Raw genomic sequence first — 13,403 nt, 5'->3', positions numbered from 1 at the left:
ACATTAGCATCACTCGATAACCTCAGCGATCAGCGGCTTTGCTTCAGGAGACTCTGCCCCAATCGTTACGGCTTCCCGGGCGAGCTTTAGACCCGCTGCCATTTTCCCCTCATCCGCGCTAAAAAGCTCCAGGAGCGGTTCCCCGGCTTCCACCCATTCCCCCGCCTTTTTCCGGATTAATACTCCTGCCCCCAGGTCAATCGTAGATTCTTTGGTTTCCCGTCCGGCACCGAGGACCATCGCTAAATCACCGATAGTCCGCGCATCCACCCGCTGAACATACCCGGATTCAGCCGCCAGGAAAGGCACCCGCCACACGGATAACGGGAGCTTTTTCTCTTGTACAGCCTTCACATCTCCACCCTGAGCCGCGACAAATTCCAGGAACTTGTTCCAGGCGGCTCCACTTGCCAATGCTTCACGTACAAGTTGTTTCCCAGCCACGGCATCCGGTGCTTGCTCGCCCGCTACCAGCATCCAGCCGCCGAGTTCAAGGCAGATTTCCACTAAGTCAGCAGGCCCTTTTCCCTGTAGAGTCTCGATCACTTCGAGAACTTCCAGGCTATTGCCGACCGCCCGGCCCAATGGCTGCTCCATATCGCTTAAGAGCGCGACAGTCCGGCGTCCTAGAGAGTTCCCGATTTGAACCATTGTGGCGGCAAGGGTACGCGCTTCGTTTAGGTCCTTCATGAAAGCACCGGAGCCATATTTTACATCCAGAACAATTCCCTGTGCCCCGGCAGCTATCTTCTTGCTCATAATCGAGGATGCAATCAACGGCCTTGAGTCAACGGTCGCCGTGACATCGCGCAAAGAGTAAAGCATCTTATCTGCCGGCACTAAATTGCCGGATTGAGACATGACTGCAAGCCCGATGCGCCTAACCTGAGACAGAAAGTCCGCGCGCTCCAGCTCCACTCTTAAGCCCGGAATCGAGCTCAACTTATCAATTGTGCCCCCGGTGTGCCCCAGCCCGCGCCCGGACATTTTGGCCACCGGCACACCGCAGGCGGCGACCATAGGAGCTAAGACCAGAGTGGTCTTGTCTCCGACCCCGCCGGTGCTATGCTTATCCACGAATTTGCCCCCGAGGGCAGAAAGGTCGAGCTGTTCTCCGCTTTCAGCCATGGCTAAGGTTAATTCCGCAGTTTCTTCCTCATTCATCCCGCGAAAGAAAACGGCCATAGCCCAAGCTGACATTTGGTAGTCCTTTATCTCCCCACTGACATACCCTTGAATGATAAAACGTATTTCCTCCCGCATCAGGGGCTTTCCATCTCTTTTCTTCTCAATTAAATCCAACATGCGCATTTTGCTTTATCCCCTCTATCTCTTAGAACTACAGCACCCGCAGCAGTGCCTGCATGAAGCGCACGAATAGCTTTTCGATCCGTTCGGTCGTTTCAATTACCTCAGCATGCGAGAGCTTCTGAGGCAAGATTCCTGCAGCCATGTTGGTCACACATGAAATTCCCAGAACCCTCATCCCACCGTGATTGGCGACAATCACTTCCGGCACAGTGGACATACCAACCAAATCCGCACCAATCGTGCGCAGGTAACGGATCTCAGCCGGGCTCTCATAGCTCGGCCCGCTTAAAGCGGCATAAATTCCTTCTTGCGGGGTGATACCCAGTTCCTGAGCGAGCGGCAGCACTTTTTGCCGCCACTCTAAATCATATCCTTCACTCAAGTCCGGGAACCTGGGCCCAAGGCTGGAGAGATTAGTTCCCCGCAGCGGGTTTTCGCCCATAAGGTTAAGGTGGTCCCGGATCAGCACCAGATCCCCCGGTCGGTAGGAAGAGTTGATCCCGCCTGCAGCATTGGTAACGATTAATCCTGTTGCCCCTAGTACCTGCATCACCCTTACGGGGTAAGTCACTTCCTGCATAGTGTACCCTTCGTAATAGTGAAAGCGCCCCTGCATCACTACGATGGTCTTGCCGCTCACTTTGCCAAAAACAAGCTGCCCTGCATGTCCCTCAACCGTAGAGATAGGAAAATGCGGAATCTCCTTATAGGGAATTACGATTTTATCCTCGATTAAATTAGCAAAACCTCCCAAGCCCGACCCAAGAATAATTCCCAGCTCCGGCATAAGACTCGTTCTTGCCACCAAATAGTGGCGTGTTTCCGCCAGTCTTTTCACTTGTTCCTGTTCTGTGAGCATTTTTTCATCCTCCTTTAATCATGGAATAGAAACTCTTCCCCCACGGAAAAGGTTCAGTCTCCAAATATTCGGCCACCGTAGCCCCCACATCTGAGAAGGAAGCCCTAATTCCCAAATCTACCCCTTGGCGAAGCTCCTCGCCGTAAAGCAGCAGCGGAACATATTCGCGTGAGTGGTCCGTACTGGCAGTGGTAGGGTCACAGCCGTGGTCAGCCGTAATGATTAACAGATCATCCTGCCTTAAGTTGGTTAAGATTTCAGGAAGCCTCCGGTCAAACTCTGCCAGTGCTTGGGCGTATGCCTCAGTATTATTGCGGTGTCCGTAAAGCATATCAAAATCAACTAGGTTTGTCATAATCAGACCGTCTTTTTTTTCCTTCATGAATTCCAAAGTTTTATCCACGCCCTCGGAATTGTTCTTGCTCGGCAAGTGCTCTGTAACTCCCTGGCCGTTAAAAATGTCGCGGATTTTGCCCACGACCTGCACGGCTAACCCTTTCTTCTGCACATAATCAAGCACAGTCGGATGGGGCGGGGAGATGGCAAAGTCATGGCGGTTAGTTGTACGATAAAAGTTCCCCGGCTCACCCAGAAACGGGCGGGCAATTACTCTGCCAACCCGTAACTCCCCGTCTAACATTTCCCTGGCATAAGCACAAATACGCATTAACTCCGGAAGAGGAATTACTTCTTCATGAGCTGCAATTTGAAAAACTGAATCTGCTGAGGTATAAACAATGGGTTTCCCGCTTCTGACATGCTCCGGCCCTAAGCGCTGAATAATTTCCGTCCCGGACGCAACTTCATTCCCCAGCACCCTGTACCCAATCTTCTCTTCAAACTTGGCAATGAACTCCGGCGGAAACCCGTGCGGAAAAGTGGGGAAAGCCTGATCTAGGATTACTCCTGCCATTTCCCAATGCCCGGTGGTTGTATCCTTACCCGGTGAAGCTTCCGCCATCTTGCCAAAACACCCGGCAGGCGTTGCTGCGGGTTCTACCCCTGTTAACGCGGCGATGTTCCCTAATCCCAGCTTCTGCAGGTTCGGCAGGTCAAGTCCTCCTGTTACTGTTGCGATATTCCCTAAAGTATTGCTCCCTTCATCCCCGTAATCGCGGGCATCAGGAAGCGCCCCTACCCCTACGCTGTCCAGGACAATTACAATGGCTCGGCGTCCCACCTATATTCCTCCTTTAATCTGCGCGCGGGTGCGCTTGCCTGAACACCTCAAGCAGGCGCTTACGCGTCAAATGCGTATAAATTTGCGTTGTCGCTATGTCGGCATGTCCAAGCATTTCCTGCACCGACCTTAGATCTGCTCCATGCTCAAGCAGATGCGTGGCAAACGTGTGGCGCAGCATGTGCGGATAGATATTCTCCTCCACGCCGTGGCTCTTGGCCCACTTCTTGAGGATCAGCCACACTCCCTGGCGCGTAAGCGGACGACCGTGGGCATTAAGAAACAAGGTCTCGACCGTTCGCCCTTTAGCCAGGACAGCCCGTGTACCTCCTACATACCGGCGCAAAGCCGCCACCGCTTCTTCTCCTAAGGGGACAATCCGCTCCTTCCCACCTTTACCGCGGCACTTTACATAGCCGAGATCCAGTTCAACGTCCATAGTACGCACGAAAGCGAGCTCTGATACCCGTAAACCGCTGCTGTAGAACACTTCCATGATAGCCCGGTCGCGGATGGCCAACTCTCCGGCCTCCAGCCTTTCCTGGAGTAGTTTGTCCATTGTCTGCTCAGACAACACCCGCGGCAAAACTTCTCCCAGCTTCGGACTGGTTAAATGAGGCGTTGGGTCGTCCGCCCGGTACCCTTCCGCCGCCAGGAACGCAAAAAAACCCCTGAGCGCGGCTGTGACCCGCGCGATTGTGCGCGCTGCCAAGCCCTCTTTTTTAAGCTCCAGCAAAAAAACAAACAAATCATTAACGTCACAGTCCCTGGGATTTTTGCTTCTACGGTCGAGATATTCAGTTAACCGGCGCAAATCGCGCGCGTACGCCTGCCGCGTATTTTTAGCTAAACCACGCTCAACGTAGAGAAAGTTTAAATAGCTCTTACTAAGGTCCGGATCGCTCATGTTTAATCCTCCCCTTGCCTTTAAGTTTCTACATAGGAAGGATTTTTCCTTTGCGCCCGAATCAGAATTTCCCTCTATAGAGAAAATTCATAGCAACTCCTTTACGGAGACACTTTATGGCAACTCTTGATGTTCACGCTAACGATCTCCCTCTGCAAACAGATGTAGTACAAACTCGCTCCATAAGGGATTTTCTACCCTCATGGGATTCCCGCTCGGTTTTTCTTCGTTACGGCTGGCGGAATCCAGCCACATGTTCGCCACACCCGCTAATTTCGGCAACAGAATTGCTAATAAAAGAAGGAGTAAGAACACCCGTCCTATGTATAACATAACTTCGCGCACACCGGTTCTACGCATCTACTCTACCCCCCATCCCTAAAAGTTATGCCAGGATGGTTTGTCTCAATCTTAGTGACTTATAAAAAACTCTCCACCACTCATCGCGGCAGAGAGCATTACTGCTATTTAGATTACCCTTATAAAATCCTGCTACATAAGCGCTTCTTCCAGCGGAGTGTGCGGGATATTAAGCGCGGTAGCCACTGCTTTATACGTGAGTTTGCCGTTTATGACATTGACCCCTTTACGCAGAGCGCGGTTCTCATTAATAGCTTTCAGATAGCCCTTGTTTGATAGCTCCAAGGCATAAGGAAGAGTGGCATTAGTAAGCGCAAACGTAGATGTTCTAGCGACTGCACCCGGCATATTGGCAACACTATAATGCACGACTCCGTGTTTGACGAAAGTGGGGTCACTATGCGTGGTAACCCTGTCAATCGTCTCAATGCTGCCCCCTTGGTCAATGGCTACGTCCACAATTACACTGCCCGGAGTCATGCTTTTAACCATCTCCTCCGTAACCAGTCTGGGGGCGCGTGCTCCTGGGATCAGGACTGCGCCCACGAGCAGGTCAGCTTGGGCTACAGCGTTGCGGATATTATAGGTGTTGGACATCAGGGTTTTGGCACGTCCGCCAAACAGATCATCAAGTTCGCGCAACCGCTGGGCATTCTTTTCCAGAATCGTGACGTCCGCTCCCATGCCAACCGCCATTTTGGCAGCGTTCGTACCTACGATTCCCCCTCCGACAATCGTCACTTTTGCAGGCGACACTCCCGGTACTCCACCCAAGAGCACACCTTTGCCACCATTAGGCTTTTCCAGGAATTGCGCCCCGATTTGGATGGACATCCTGCCTGCGACTTCGCTCATCGGCACCAGCAGAGGAAGAGAACCGTTGTCAAGCTGGATCGTCTCATAGGCAATCGCCACAACTTTTTTATCCATTAAAGCTTTCGTTAATTCTGGTTCCGGAGCTAAGTGCAGATAAGTGAACAGAATCTGCCCTTCCCGGAAAAAGTTATACTCTTGGGGCAGAGGTTCTTTAACCTTGATTACCAGATCTGCGCCCCAGGCTTCAGCCGCCGAGTTTACAATCTGAGCTCCGGCGGCAGTATATTCATCATCACGGATTGCGCTACCTTCCCCGGCAGACTTTTCTACCAGCACTTTATGTCCGGACTGTACGAAGTCATGCACGCCGCCAGGGGTCAGCGCAACCCTGTTTTCATTATTTTTGATTTCTTTAGGACATCCGATTATCATTTCTTCAAACCCCCATTTCAATTTACTAAATGCCTTGGCACCGGTTAAGTAGGCAAAAATAATAAAGGAAACAAAAAAACTTGAACTTACACAACAAAAAAGGGAGTAAACTCTCCCTTATCTTTTACTTAAAGATAAAAAGCAATTCAGTTTTGCCAAAGAAATTTTATCTCAAACTAGCCTAAAAACAACCGCACTCCGAGCAAAGAAAAGTACCCTTGCGTGACCCCTGCTGCTATCGCTCCAAGGGAGACCAAGGCGGCAGCCAGGCTGTAGTAAAGAAATTCCCCTCTAAGGGATTGCCCATTGCTCTTTCCCCGTAAGAGCAGGACGGAAAAAACTGTGGCTAAGCCTGCACCAAGCAGCAAGAGCGGAATCACCAACAAAGACGGAATGAAAACTGACACCAGCGTGAGTGCTAAGCCCACCAGCCCTTTGGCTTCAATGAAAAAACTTACGGTAAAGCCGAGTATAAAACCACGGGTAAATACGATTAAATAAATCAGGGGGGCTCCGATTACGGTCAGTCCCAGCACCCAAATCCCCGCCATCATGATGAACGTATCCCGGGCCAATAGCTCCAGAAAGCCCGAATCCAGTGCAGTCGGCTGGCTTTGTAACAGAGAATCCAGGAACTTGACTAGTTGACCCTGTTCCGAAACGCCCAGTGCTTCCACTCCTAAAGCACCAAAGATTACTCCTGCTAAATATACACAGGAAAGGGTTAAATAAATAACCCAATACTGCTTAACATGCTCTCCCAGTTTAGACCACATTTTCTTTGCTCCTTCCGCAGGCTTCTACGAAATGTTTATTCCGAACCTGCGGAAAGTATGTCCACCACTTTGCCGAAAACCCCGCCCCCACCGGCGGTAAATTCAAGCTGCCCGGAGCGAGCCTTCATAATCCAGTGCGCTGCCTTGTCCCCACTTACTTTAGCTAAGTCTTGCTCCGCAACGTCATGTAAGATAGCCATCTCAGTGCCGAACGCAGCAAGCAGTCTGGAGTAAGTCTTAGGCCCAATTCCAGGAAGCTGGCGCAGCGGCACCTGGTATTGATAGCGTGAATCTTCAGGAGCAGTCCTGTCCGCAATTACATTTAGGCGGTCTAAGACCCCCATCACGACATGGCTGCTGCCACAGTGAGGACAAGTCAACTGCGGCGGGTCTCCCTCCACCACTTGTTCACACACAAGGCAGTAGGTACGGTGATACTTGCCGATTTTAGGCGGGAGCCCATAGTTGTGTATTATTTCGCCGGAAGCGCCCGCAAGCAGTTCGTGCAATCCTGCAAACGAGTTGTCCCTTAAACTCAGGGCATTGTATTCGCGTGCGATATTTGGCAAAGAATGAGCATCAGAATTACTGAACAACTGTACTCCTTCAAGTTCGCTTACAGACAAAGCCATTACCCGGTCCGCACTCAAGCCGATTTCGAGAGCCTTGGGCATTTCCGGTAGTACCTCAGCTAGGCGGCTGCAACAATTGCCATAAATCCCTTTGTGCGGTGTGAAAGCGTGCGCCGGGAGCCAGACCCCGGCATTTTCGTGCACAATCTCCAACCAGTCAGACACCGCAAGATAAGCCTTCTGCGAGCTTAGTTGCAGGTTTTTGACATAGGGGCTTAAATTTTTAGCATAACGCTCAAGGTGTTTAATCGCGGGGAAAAAAGCCAGGAAGTGGGCGCTTCCAGACCCTGCCTTTAATTCAAGCTCCGTACCCGGAATGATCGTCAGCTTGCCACTAGCATACCCGCCGCCGCTGAGCGGATGCAAAACTCCTTCCGCCAGCAATAATTGGAAGTCTCTGCGCACTCCCGGAGATTGGGCATCGATCACTCCAATTAAGGATAGCCCTTTTACTTCTTGGGCAGTCTCGATAATATTTGGCAGAGTCAGGGATTTAGCTGCGGTAATTTTAACGGCACGCCCGTCTAGGCTCTGCCCGATATGAATGTGCAAGTCAGCGTAAATCACTTGAGTTTCTCCTGCACCAAGAGTATCCCCAGCGCAGTCTTGCCGTCATTAAACCCTCCCTGGGCAGCCATGGCCACAGCCCGCGACCAGGGTATGCTTTCAAGCTCCAGGAACTCATCTTCATCATGACTCAAGGGATCGTAAACGAGCTCTGTGGTCCAGAAGAAGTGAATAACCTCATCAGTGTAACCCGGAGTCATATAAAAGCTGCTGAGTTTTTGCAGAGTGCCCCTATAACCCGTTTCTTCCCGCAATTCCCGTTCCGCGCATGCTAACGGGTCTTCTCCGGGATCGAGTTTCCCGGCCGGAACTTCTAGCAATTCGCAGCCAGTAGCATACCGGAACTGGCGCACCAGCAGAAGCTCCTCCCCTTTTAAGGCCACAATCGCGACTGCCCCCGGGTGGCGTACAACCTCGCGCACGGATTCCTGCCCGTTGGGCAGCTGCACTCTGTCTCTTTCCACCCGTAGAATGCGACCCTCAAACAACACTTCCCCGTCAAGGCGTTTTTCGCTTAAATCCATGGGTACACTCCTCCCTCTTAAAAATAGAAGTCCCGCTCTCCTGCTGTGATGCGTGCAAGCCTTTCAACTGTCACCTCGCGTGTACGCGAATCAGCAATAGTTTTAATTCCGAGGAGGCATAGTCAAGCGTGACTTTAGCCAGAAGTTCTCAAAACAACAGCCGCTATTATAAGCGGCTGCATTCAAAAGTATGTCTTTTTTAGTATTCAAATTCGATGCCGCTAAAACAACGCGATCAGAAGAGATCAGATCTCCAAGTTGCATCAGAACATTTTTGACATCCTAAGCTTATCAGCAACCATCGCGATAAACTCGGAATTGGTAGGTTTACCGCGGTCCACATTAATGGTGTATCCGAAAAACCTGTTCATAAACTCAACATTGCCCCGATCCCAAGCCAGTTCAATCGCATGTCTGATTGCTCTTTCCACGCGGCTGGGTGTGGTCTGATACTTGTCAGCAATCATCGGATAGAGTTCCTTCGTAACCGCTCCCAGCAAAGAAACTTCTTGCACCACACTTACAATCGCATCACGTAAATATTGATAACCTTTGACATGGGCAGGCACTCCCATTTGGTGAATCATCCGGGTGACTTCGACTTCCAGGTTTTTACTAGATATTTGCGGTAAGACTGCGCCGGAAGGGTTAGTATAATTTGCACTGTTAATAACATTATTCAATGTCGATACGAAATCCTGCTCATACAACTGGCGGATCCGTTTGCCTAAAGTGTCTAAATCAAAAGGCTTTAATATGTAATAATCGGCTCCGAGGCTGACTGCACGTTGAGTCATACTCTCTTGGCCAAAGGCAGTTAAAATAATAACGTGGGGTTTATGGGCTTCGCTCTGGAGCCGTTCCAATACTCCTAACCCGTCCAAATGAGGCATAATAATGTCTAATACGACCACATCCGGGGACTCGCGGAAGATTAGCTCTAAGGCTTCATTGCCATGGTAGGCTACTCCTACCAAATTCATGTCTTCTTGCCTTTGAATGTACTCTTTTAAGACCTCAATAAATTCTCTGTTGTCATCTACTACTAATACCCGAATAGACCTTTCCATCCTTTTGCCTCCCTTTGACTGGGTCCTATCTTGTTAATCTTTCGACAATTCTTTCTTTATTCCTTCTGCTTTAGAACGATAAAAAACTTTTTTCATTCTCCAGACGCATAAAAAAGTATTTCACTTCCTAAAAGAGACTGGCTGTCCCTTATTGGATGACAACCAGCCAGTCTATCGTTAAATTTTTTATCCCTGCTCATATTTTGTTTAAGTCGCTTATTAAGTCACCAACTTTTCCTGACTTATCAGGCTGCTTCTTTCTTTTCTAAAATCTCTGCTTCTCTTAACATATTCTGCATAAACACTCCATACCCTCGCAAACTATCATTAACGAAAACATGAGTTACTGCTCCGATAATCTTGCCGTTTTGCACGATGGGACTGCCGCTCATGCCTTGGATGATTCCGCCGGTAGCTTTGATCAGCCTAGGATCAGTGACTTTGATAACCATGTTCTTGGCATCTGTGCGGTGATTTAAGACCCTCTCGATATTGACATCATACTCTTCAATTTTGTCTCCCTGGATCACCGTATAGATTTTGGCCGGTCCCTCTTTTACTTCAGATTCCCAGCCAACAGGTATTGCCTTGGCGAAATAAGGGTTTGAAATCTGTCCGTTTAAAGTGCCGAAAATTCCTGTCAGCGTATTTTTTTCAATAGTACCACTGTAAGGGGAGTTTGAGTCAAATGACCCGACTTTTTCCCCAGGATGGCCACGGCTGCCTTTTTCGATCCCATAGATAGTGGAACTGATAATTTTGCCCTCAGATACCTCGATTTTCTGATTAGTGTCTGCGTCATTGATAATATGGCCTAATGCACCGTATTTCCTGGTTACAGGATCGATAAATGTTAAAGTTCCCACTCCGGCAGCTTCATCCCGTACATAAAGTCCGATCCGATGCCTGCCGGTGTCAGGGCATAAAATGGTCGTAACTGTCTTTTCAATTACTTCCCCTTTATGCTTGAGCAACAACCCTACTCTTCCCTTTTTTTCCCCTGCTTGGTGGATGGTGTCAGCCACATCCTGATCTGAATGCATTTCCCGCCCTTCTATTTTTAAGATAACATCCCCCACTTCTACCCCCGCTTCTTTCGCGGGAAAATGCTTTCTCCCGTCTTGGGCCAGAACCGGAGCTTGCCCGACTATTATTACTCCTTGGGTCTGAAGGCTCACTCCAATTGAATGGCCACCGGGAATTAAACTTAAGGAAGGCATGATCTCGACTTTGCTTGTTTTAAAGGGAAATATGCCAAACAACTTATACGATACTTCCATAATTTGCGGCCGGTTTGAAATATTGAGACTTGCAGCTTCGGCCACGGCAACTGGTTCAATCGTTATAAACCTTGAAAGCTTTCCTGGGATTTGGGGCAGTTGTTCTATCGAAGCAGAACCTTGCGTCAGATACTGAATGCTCGGGTTAAAACTTAGGAAGGTACAGAGAAGGATACTAGCAAGAGCAATGATTCTCCTGATCTTCATTCTCTTATCCCTCCAACTGTTTTTCTCCCCATTTCTCTTCCGTTTCTCCTCATTTTGATGCATTTTAGATTGTTTGGTGAAACCTAATGTTAAAATGTCCATATATCTTCTGTTTCATCCTGTAAAATCTGTTCCACGTTTTGTAATGCTTTGGTTATTTGGCATAAAAAAATTGAGCCATCAAAGCTCAACCTTCTAATCCAGCCTAAACTTAATATCTTTTATATATTCTTACAATATCTCTCAAAATTATATAAATGATTTTTGTCGATCTTTCAAGTCTGTATTTTGCGTTTGCGCGGACCAAAGTGTTCCAAAAGCTCAAGTGCATGTTGTCTGGTTATCTCTGCCTGTTCTCCGCCCAGCATCCGCGCCAGTTCCTGAACACGCTCTTGTTCATGTAATTTCTCGACCATAGTCCGGGTGCGACCGCCTGCCACTTCCTTACGAATGCCGTAGTGTTCATCAGCGAAGGCTGCGGCCTGGGCCGCATGGGTAATACAGAAAACTTGCTTATACTGAGCAATCTTGCTAAGTTTTTCTCCAACTTTGGCTAGGGTACGCCCGCCGATGCCGCTGTCAACTTCATCAAACACGAAAGTCCCGACAGTCTCGACCTGAGCAAGCATACTTTTGAAAGCGAGCATCAGGCGCGAAATTTCCCCTCCCGATGCTACCTTGGCTAGGGGTTTCAGAGGCTCTCCCGGATTAGCGCTAAAAAAGAATTCTGCTTCCTCGCTCCCGCTTAAGCCTGGTTCAATCAGGTCAGTAAAACGAACTTCTACTTTGCTTTGTTCCAGGGCTAAATCCTTAAGTTCACGCTCCAGCCCTTGTTCAAGCAAGTGTGCCTGTTCTCTTCTTCTGGCACTGAGTTTTTGCGCCCATTGCCCGTATTCCTTAAGTATTTCGGCTTGGTTCTTAGCCAGGCTATTAAGTTCTTCCTGCAAGTGCGTGATCTGATCAAGTTCCTGGGCCAACTCGGCCCTGGTTTTAAGCACTTCCTCCACATTTGATCCGTACTTGCGCAGGCGGTGAAGACGGTTAAGCCTATCTTCGATCTCATCGAGCCGCCCCGGTTCGAACTCAAAATCCTGGCGGTAAGAACGAATTTCATCTGCCAAGTCTTCCACCGTATAATAAACGCTTTCTAATTGTTCAAGCAAACCGGCGCAGTTCTCGTCCAGACGGGCCAGTTCCTGCAAATCCTTGCGCGCCTGCCCCAGAAGGTCGAAGGCAGCCTGGCCCTCACGCCTGCCACCATACAGGAGAGCATAAGAGTTCTCGACTAGGTTCATGATTCGTTCTGCATTGCCCAAGCGCTTCTTCTCCTGCTCAAGAATTTCTTCTTCCCCTGCCACAGGCTCCACCTGATCAATTTCTTCTATTTGATAGCGCAGCAAGTCTTCCCGGCGCTCCCGCTCCTGCTCGGACAGCTTAAGTTGCCGTTCTTTATCCAACACTTCTTTATACGAGCGAGCTAAGACCCTAACCTGCACTAAGAGTTCATGCTGTTCAGCTCCACCCAAGGCGTCGAGTAGCTTTAGGTGATTGTCCGCGCGCAGTAAGGATTGCTGTTCCATTTGTCCATGGATGTCAACTAAATTACTGCACAGTGCTTTGTACAGGGATAACGGAACTGAGCGGCCCTGAATACGGCAAACATTGCGGCCGAATGCATTAAGCTCCCGGAATAAAAACAACTGTCCATCCTCTGCCTGGTAACCCTCACTTTCCAGATAATCCAGGACTTCAGGGGGTATTGATGCGAAAATTCCTTCCAGGCGGGCTTGTTCTTCACCGTGCCGGATAAAATCCGCACTCGCCCTTCCTCCCAGGAGGATGTCGAGAGCGTCAATCAACATGGATTTCCCAGCACCGGTTTCTCCGCTAAACACAGTAAGCCCTTCCCGAAATGTTAGGTTAATCTTTTCCATCAAGCCGAAATTCTCTAAGTGCATTTCTAAGAGCATCACTATCCCCCCTCGTTCTCATCCTCTCGCCGATTCCCAATTTACGCGCACTTTGGTCTAACCCAGAAGCCTGCTTAGACGTGCTAACACCTCTGGTACAGCCTCTTTTGGCTTCACTACCAAGAGAATTGTATCATCCCCGGCCACGGTGCCAATCACTTCTTCCCAGTTGCTGTTGTCCAGAAGGGAGGCTAGGGCATGGGCATTGCCCGGAATCGTGCGAATTAGCACGAGGTTTTCGCTGTCATTTATTGATACCACTGTTTCCCTGAGCATACGTTTCATTCGTTCATGGAGGTTGGAAGGATGCTTCTCGCCCGGGATGGCATAGCGGTATTCGTCATCACTGGTGGGAACTTTTATCAATCCGAGTTCTTTAATATCTCGAGACACAGTGGCCTGGGTGACATCAAAACCTTCTTCGCGCAGTTTTTCTGCCAGTTCTTCCTGCGTATGTATCGGCTCTTTGGCAATCAGTCCCTGGATTTTCATATGGCGGCGGGCTTTCATAT

13 protein-coding genes are annotated in these 13,403 nt (G+C 49.4%); all 13 read right to left on the bottom strand.

The window, feature by feature from the left end; all coding sequences use genetic code 11:
* Positions 1-9 precede the first annotated feature (9 nt).
* Positions 10-1,311, bottom strand: coding sequence for a pyrimidine-nucleoside phosphorylase (locus tag ACYQ2N_RS17190; RefSeq protein ID WP_460000646.1), 1,302 nt, complete (start codon positions 1,309-1,311; stop codon positions 10-12).
* A gap of 28 nt (positions 1,312-1,339) precedes the next feature.
* Positions 1,340-2,170 carry a purine-nucleoside phosphorylase gene (locus ACYQ2N_RS17185; protein WP_460000645.1) on the bottom strand — a complete coding sequence of 277 codons (831 nt, stop codon included), beginning with the start codon at positions 2,168-2,170 and terminating at the stop codon, positions 1,340-1,342.
* A 4-nt stretch (positions 2,171-2,174) separates the two neighbouring features.
* Positions 2,175-3,350, bottom strand: coding sequence for a phosphopentomutase (locus tag ACYQ2N_RS17180; protein WP_460000644.1), 1,176 nt, complete (start codon positions 3,348-3,350; stop codon positions 2,175-2,177).
* A gap of 13 nt (positions 3,351-3,363) precedes the next feature.
* Positions 3,364-4,257: a site-specific tyrosine recombinase XerD gene (xerD, locus tag ACYQ2N_RS17175; RefSeq protein WP_460000643.1), complete on the bottom strand. Its 894-nt coding sequence runs from the start codon at positions 4,255-4,257 to the stop codon at positions 3,364-3,366.
* Positions 4,258-4,395: 138 nt separating this feature from the next.
* On the bottom strand, positions 4,396-4,617 hold the full coding sequence (locus ACYQ2N_RS17170; RefSeq protein WP_460000642.1) for a hypothetical protein: 222 nt from the start codon (positions 4,615-4,617) through the stop codon (positions 4,396-4,398).
* Between the two features lie 132 nt (positions 4,618-4,749).
* Positions 4,750-5,865, bottom strand: a complete 1,116-nt coding sequence (ald, locus tag ACYQ2N_RS17165) for an alanine dehydrogenase (protein WP_460000641.1) — start codon at positions 5,863-5,865, stop codon at positions 4,750-4,752.
* Positions 5,866-6,041: 176 nt separating this feature from the next.
* A complete protein-coding gene (spoIIM, locus tag ACYQ2N_RS17160) occupies positions 6,042-6,641 on the bottom strand; it encodes a stage II sporulation protein M (RefSeq protein ID WP_460000640.1) in 600 nt (199 codons plus the stop codon).
* 35 nt (positions 6,642-6,676) lie between these two features.
* Positions 6,677-7,840, bottom strand: coding sequence for an endonuclease Q family protein (locus tag ACYQ2N_RS17155; protein ID WP_460000639.1), 1,164 nt, complete (start codon positions 7,838-7,840; stop codon positions 6,677-6,679).
* Positions 7,837-8,364, bottom strand: coding sequence for an NUDIX domain-containing protein (locus tag ACYQ2N_RS17150; RefSeq protein ID WP_460000638.1), 528 nt, complete (start codon positions 8,362-8,364; stop codon positions 7,837-7,839). Before ACYQ2N_RS17150 ends, ACYQ2N_RS17155 begins: the two co-directional genes overlap by 4 nt.
* Positions 8,365-8,627: 263 nt before the next feature.
* Positions 8,628-9,434 (bottom strand): sporulation transcription factor Spo0A, encoded by an 807-nt coding sequence (spo0A, locus tag ACYQ2N_RS17145; RefSeq protein WP_460000637.1) that lies wholly within the window; start codon positions 9,432-9,434, stop codon positions 8,628-8,630.
* Between the two features lie 245 nt (positions 9,435-9,679).
* Positions 9,680-10,921: a SpoIVB peptidase gene (gene spoIVB / locus ACYQ2N_RS17140; RefSeq protein ID WP_460000636.1), complete on the bottom strand. Its 1,242-nt coding sequence runs from the start codon at positions 10,919-10,921 to the stop codon at positions 9,680-9,682.
* Positions 10,922-11,196: 275 nt separating this feature from the next.
* Positions 11,197-12,891 carry a DNA repair protein RecN gene (recN, locus tag ACYQ2N_RS17135; protein WP_460000635.1) on the bottom strand — a complete coding sequence of 565 codons (1,695 nt, stop codon included), beginning with the start codon at positions 12,889-12,891 and terminating at the stop codon, positions 11,197-11,199.
* Positions 12,892-12,948: 57 nt separating this feature from the next.
* Positions 12,949-13,401: an arginine repressor gene (argR, locus tag ACYQ2N_RS17130; protein ID WP_460000634.1), complete on the bottom strand. Its 453-nt coding sequence runs from the start codon at positions 13,399-13,401 to the stop codon at positions 12,949-12,951.
* Between the last annotated feature and the right edge of the window lie 2 nt (positions 13,402-13,403).

Source organism: Paradesulfitobacterium aromaticivorans, assembly GCF_054657415.1.
This window is presented reverse-complemented; position numbering and strand designations above follow the sequence as displayed.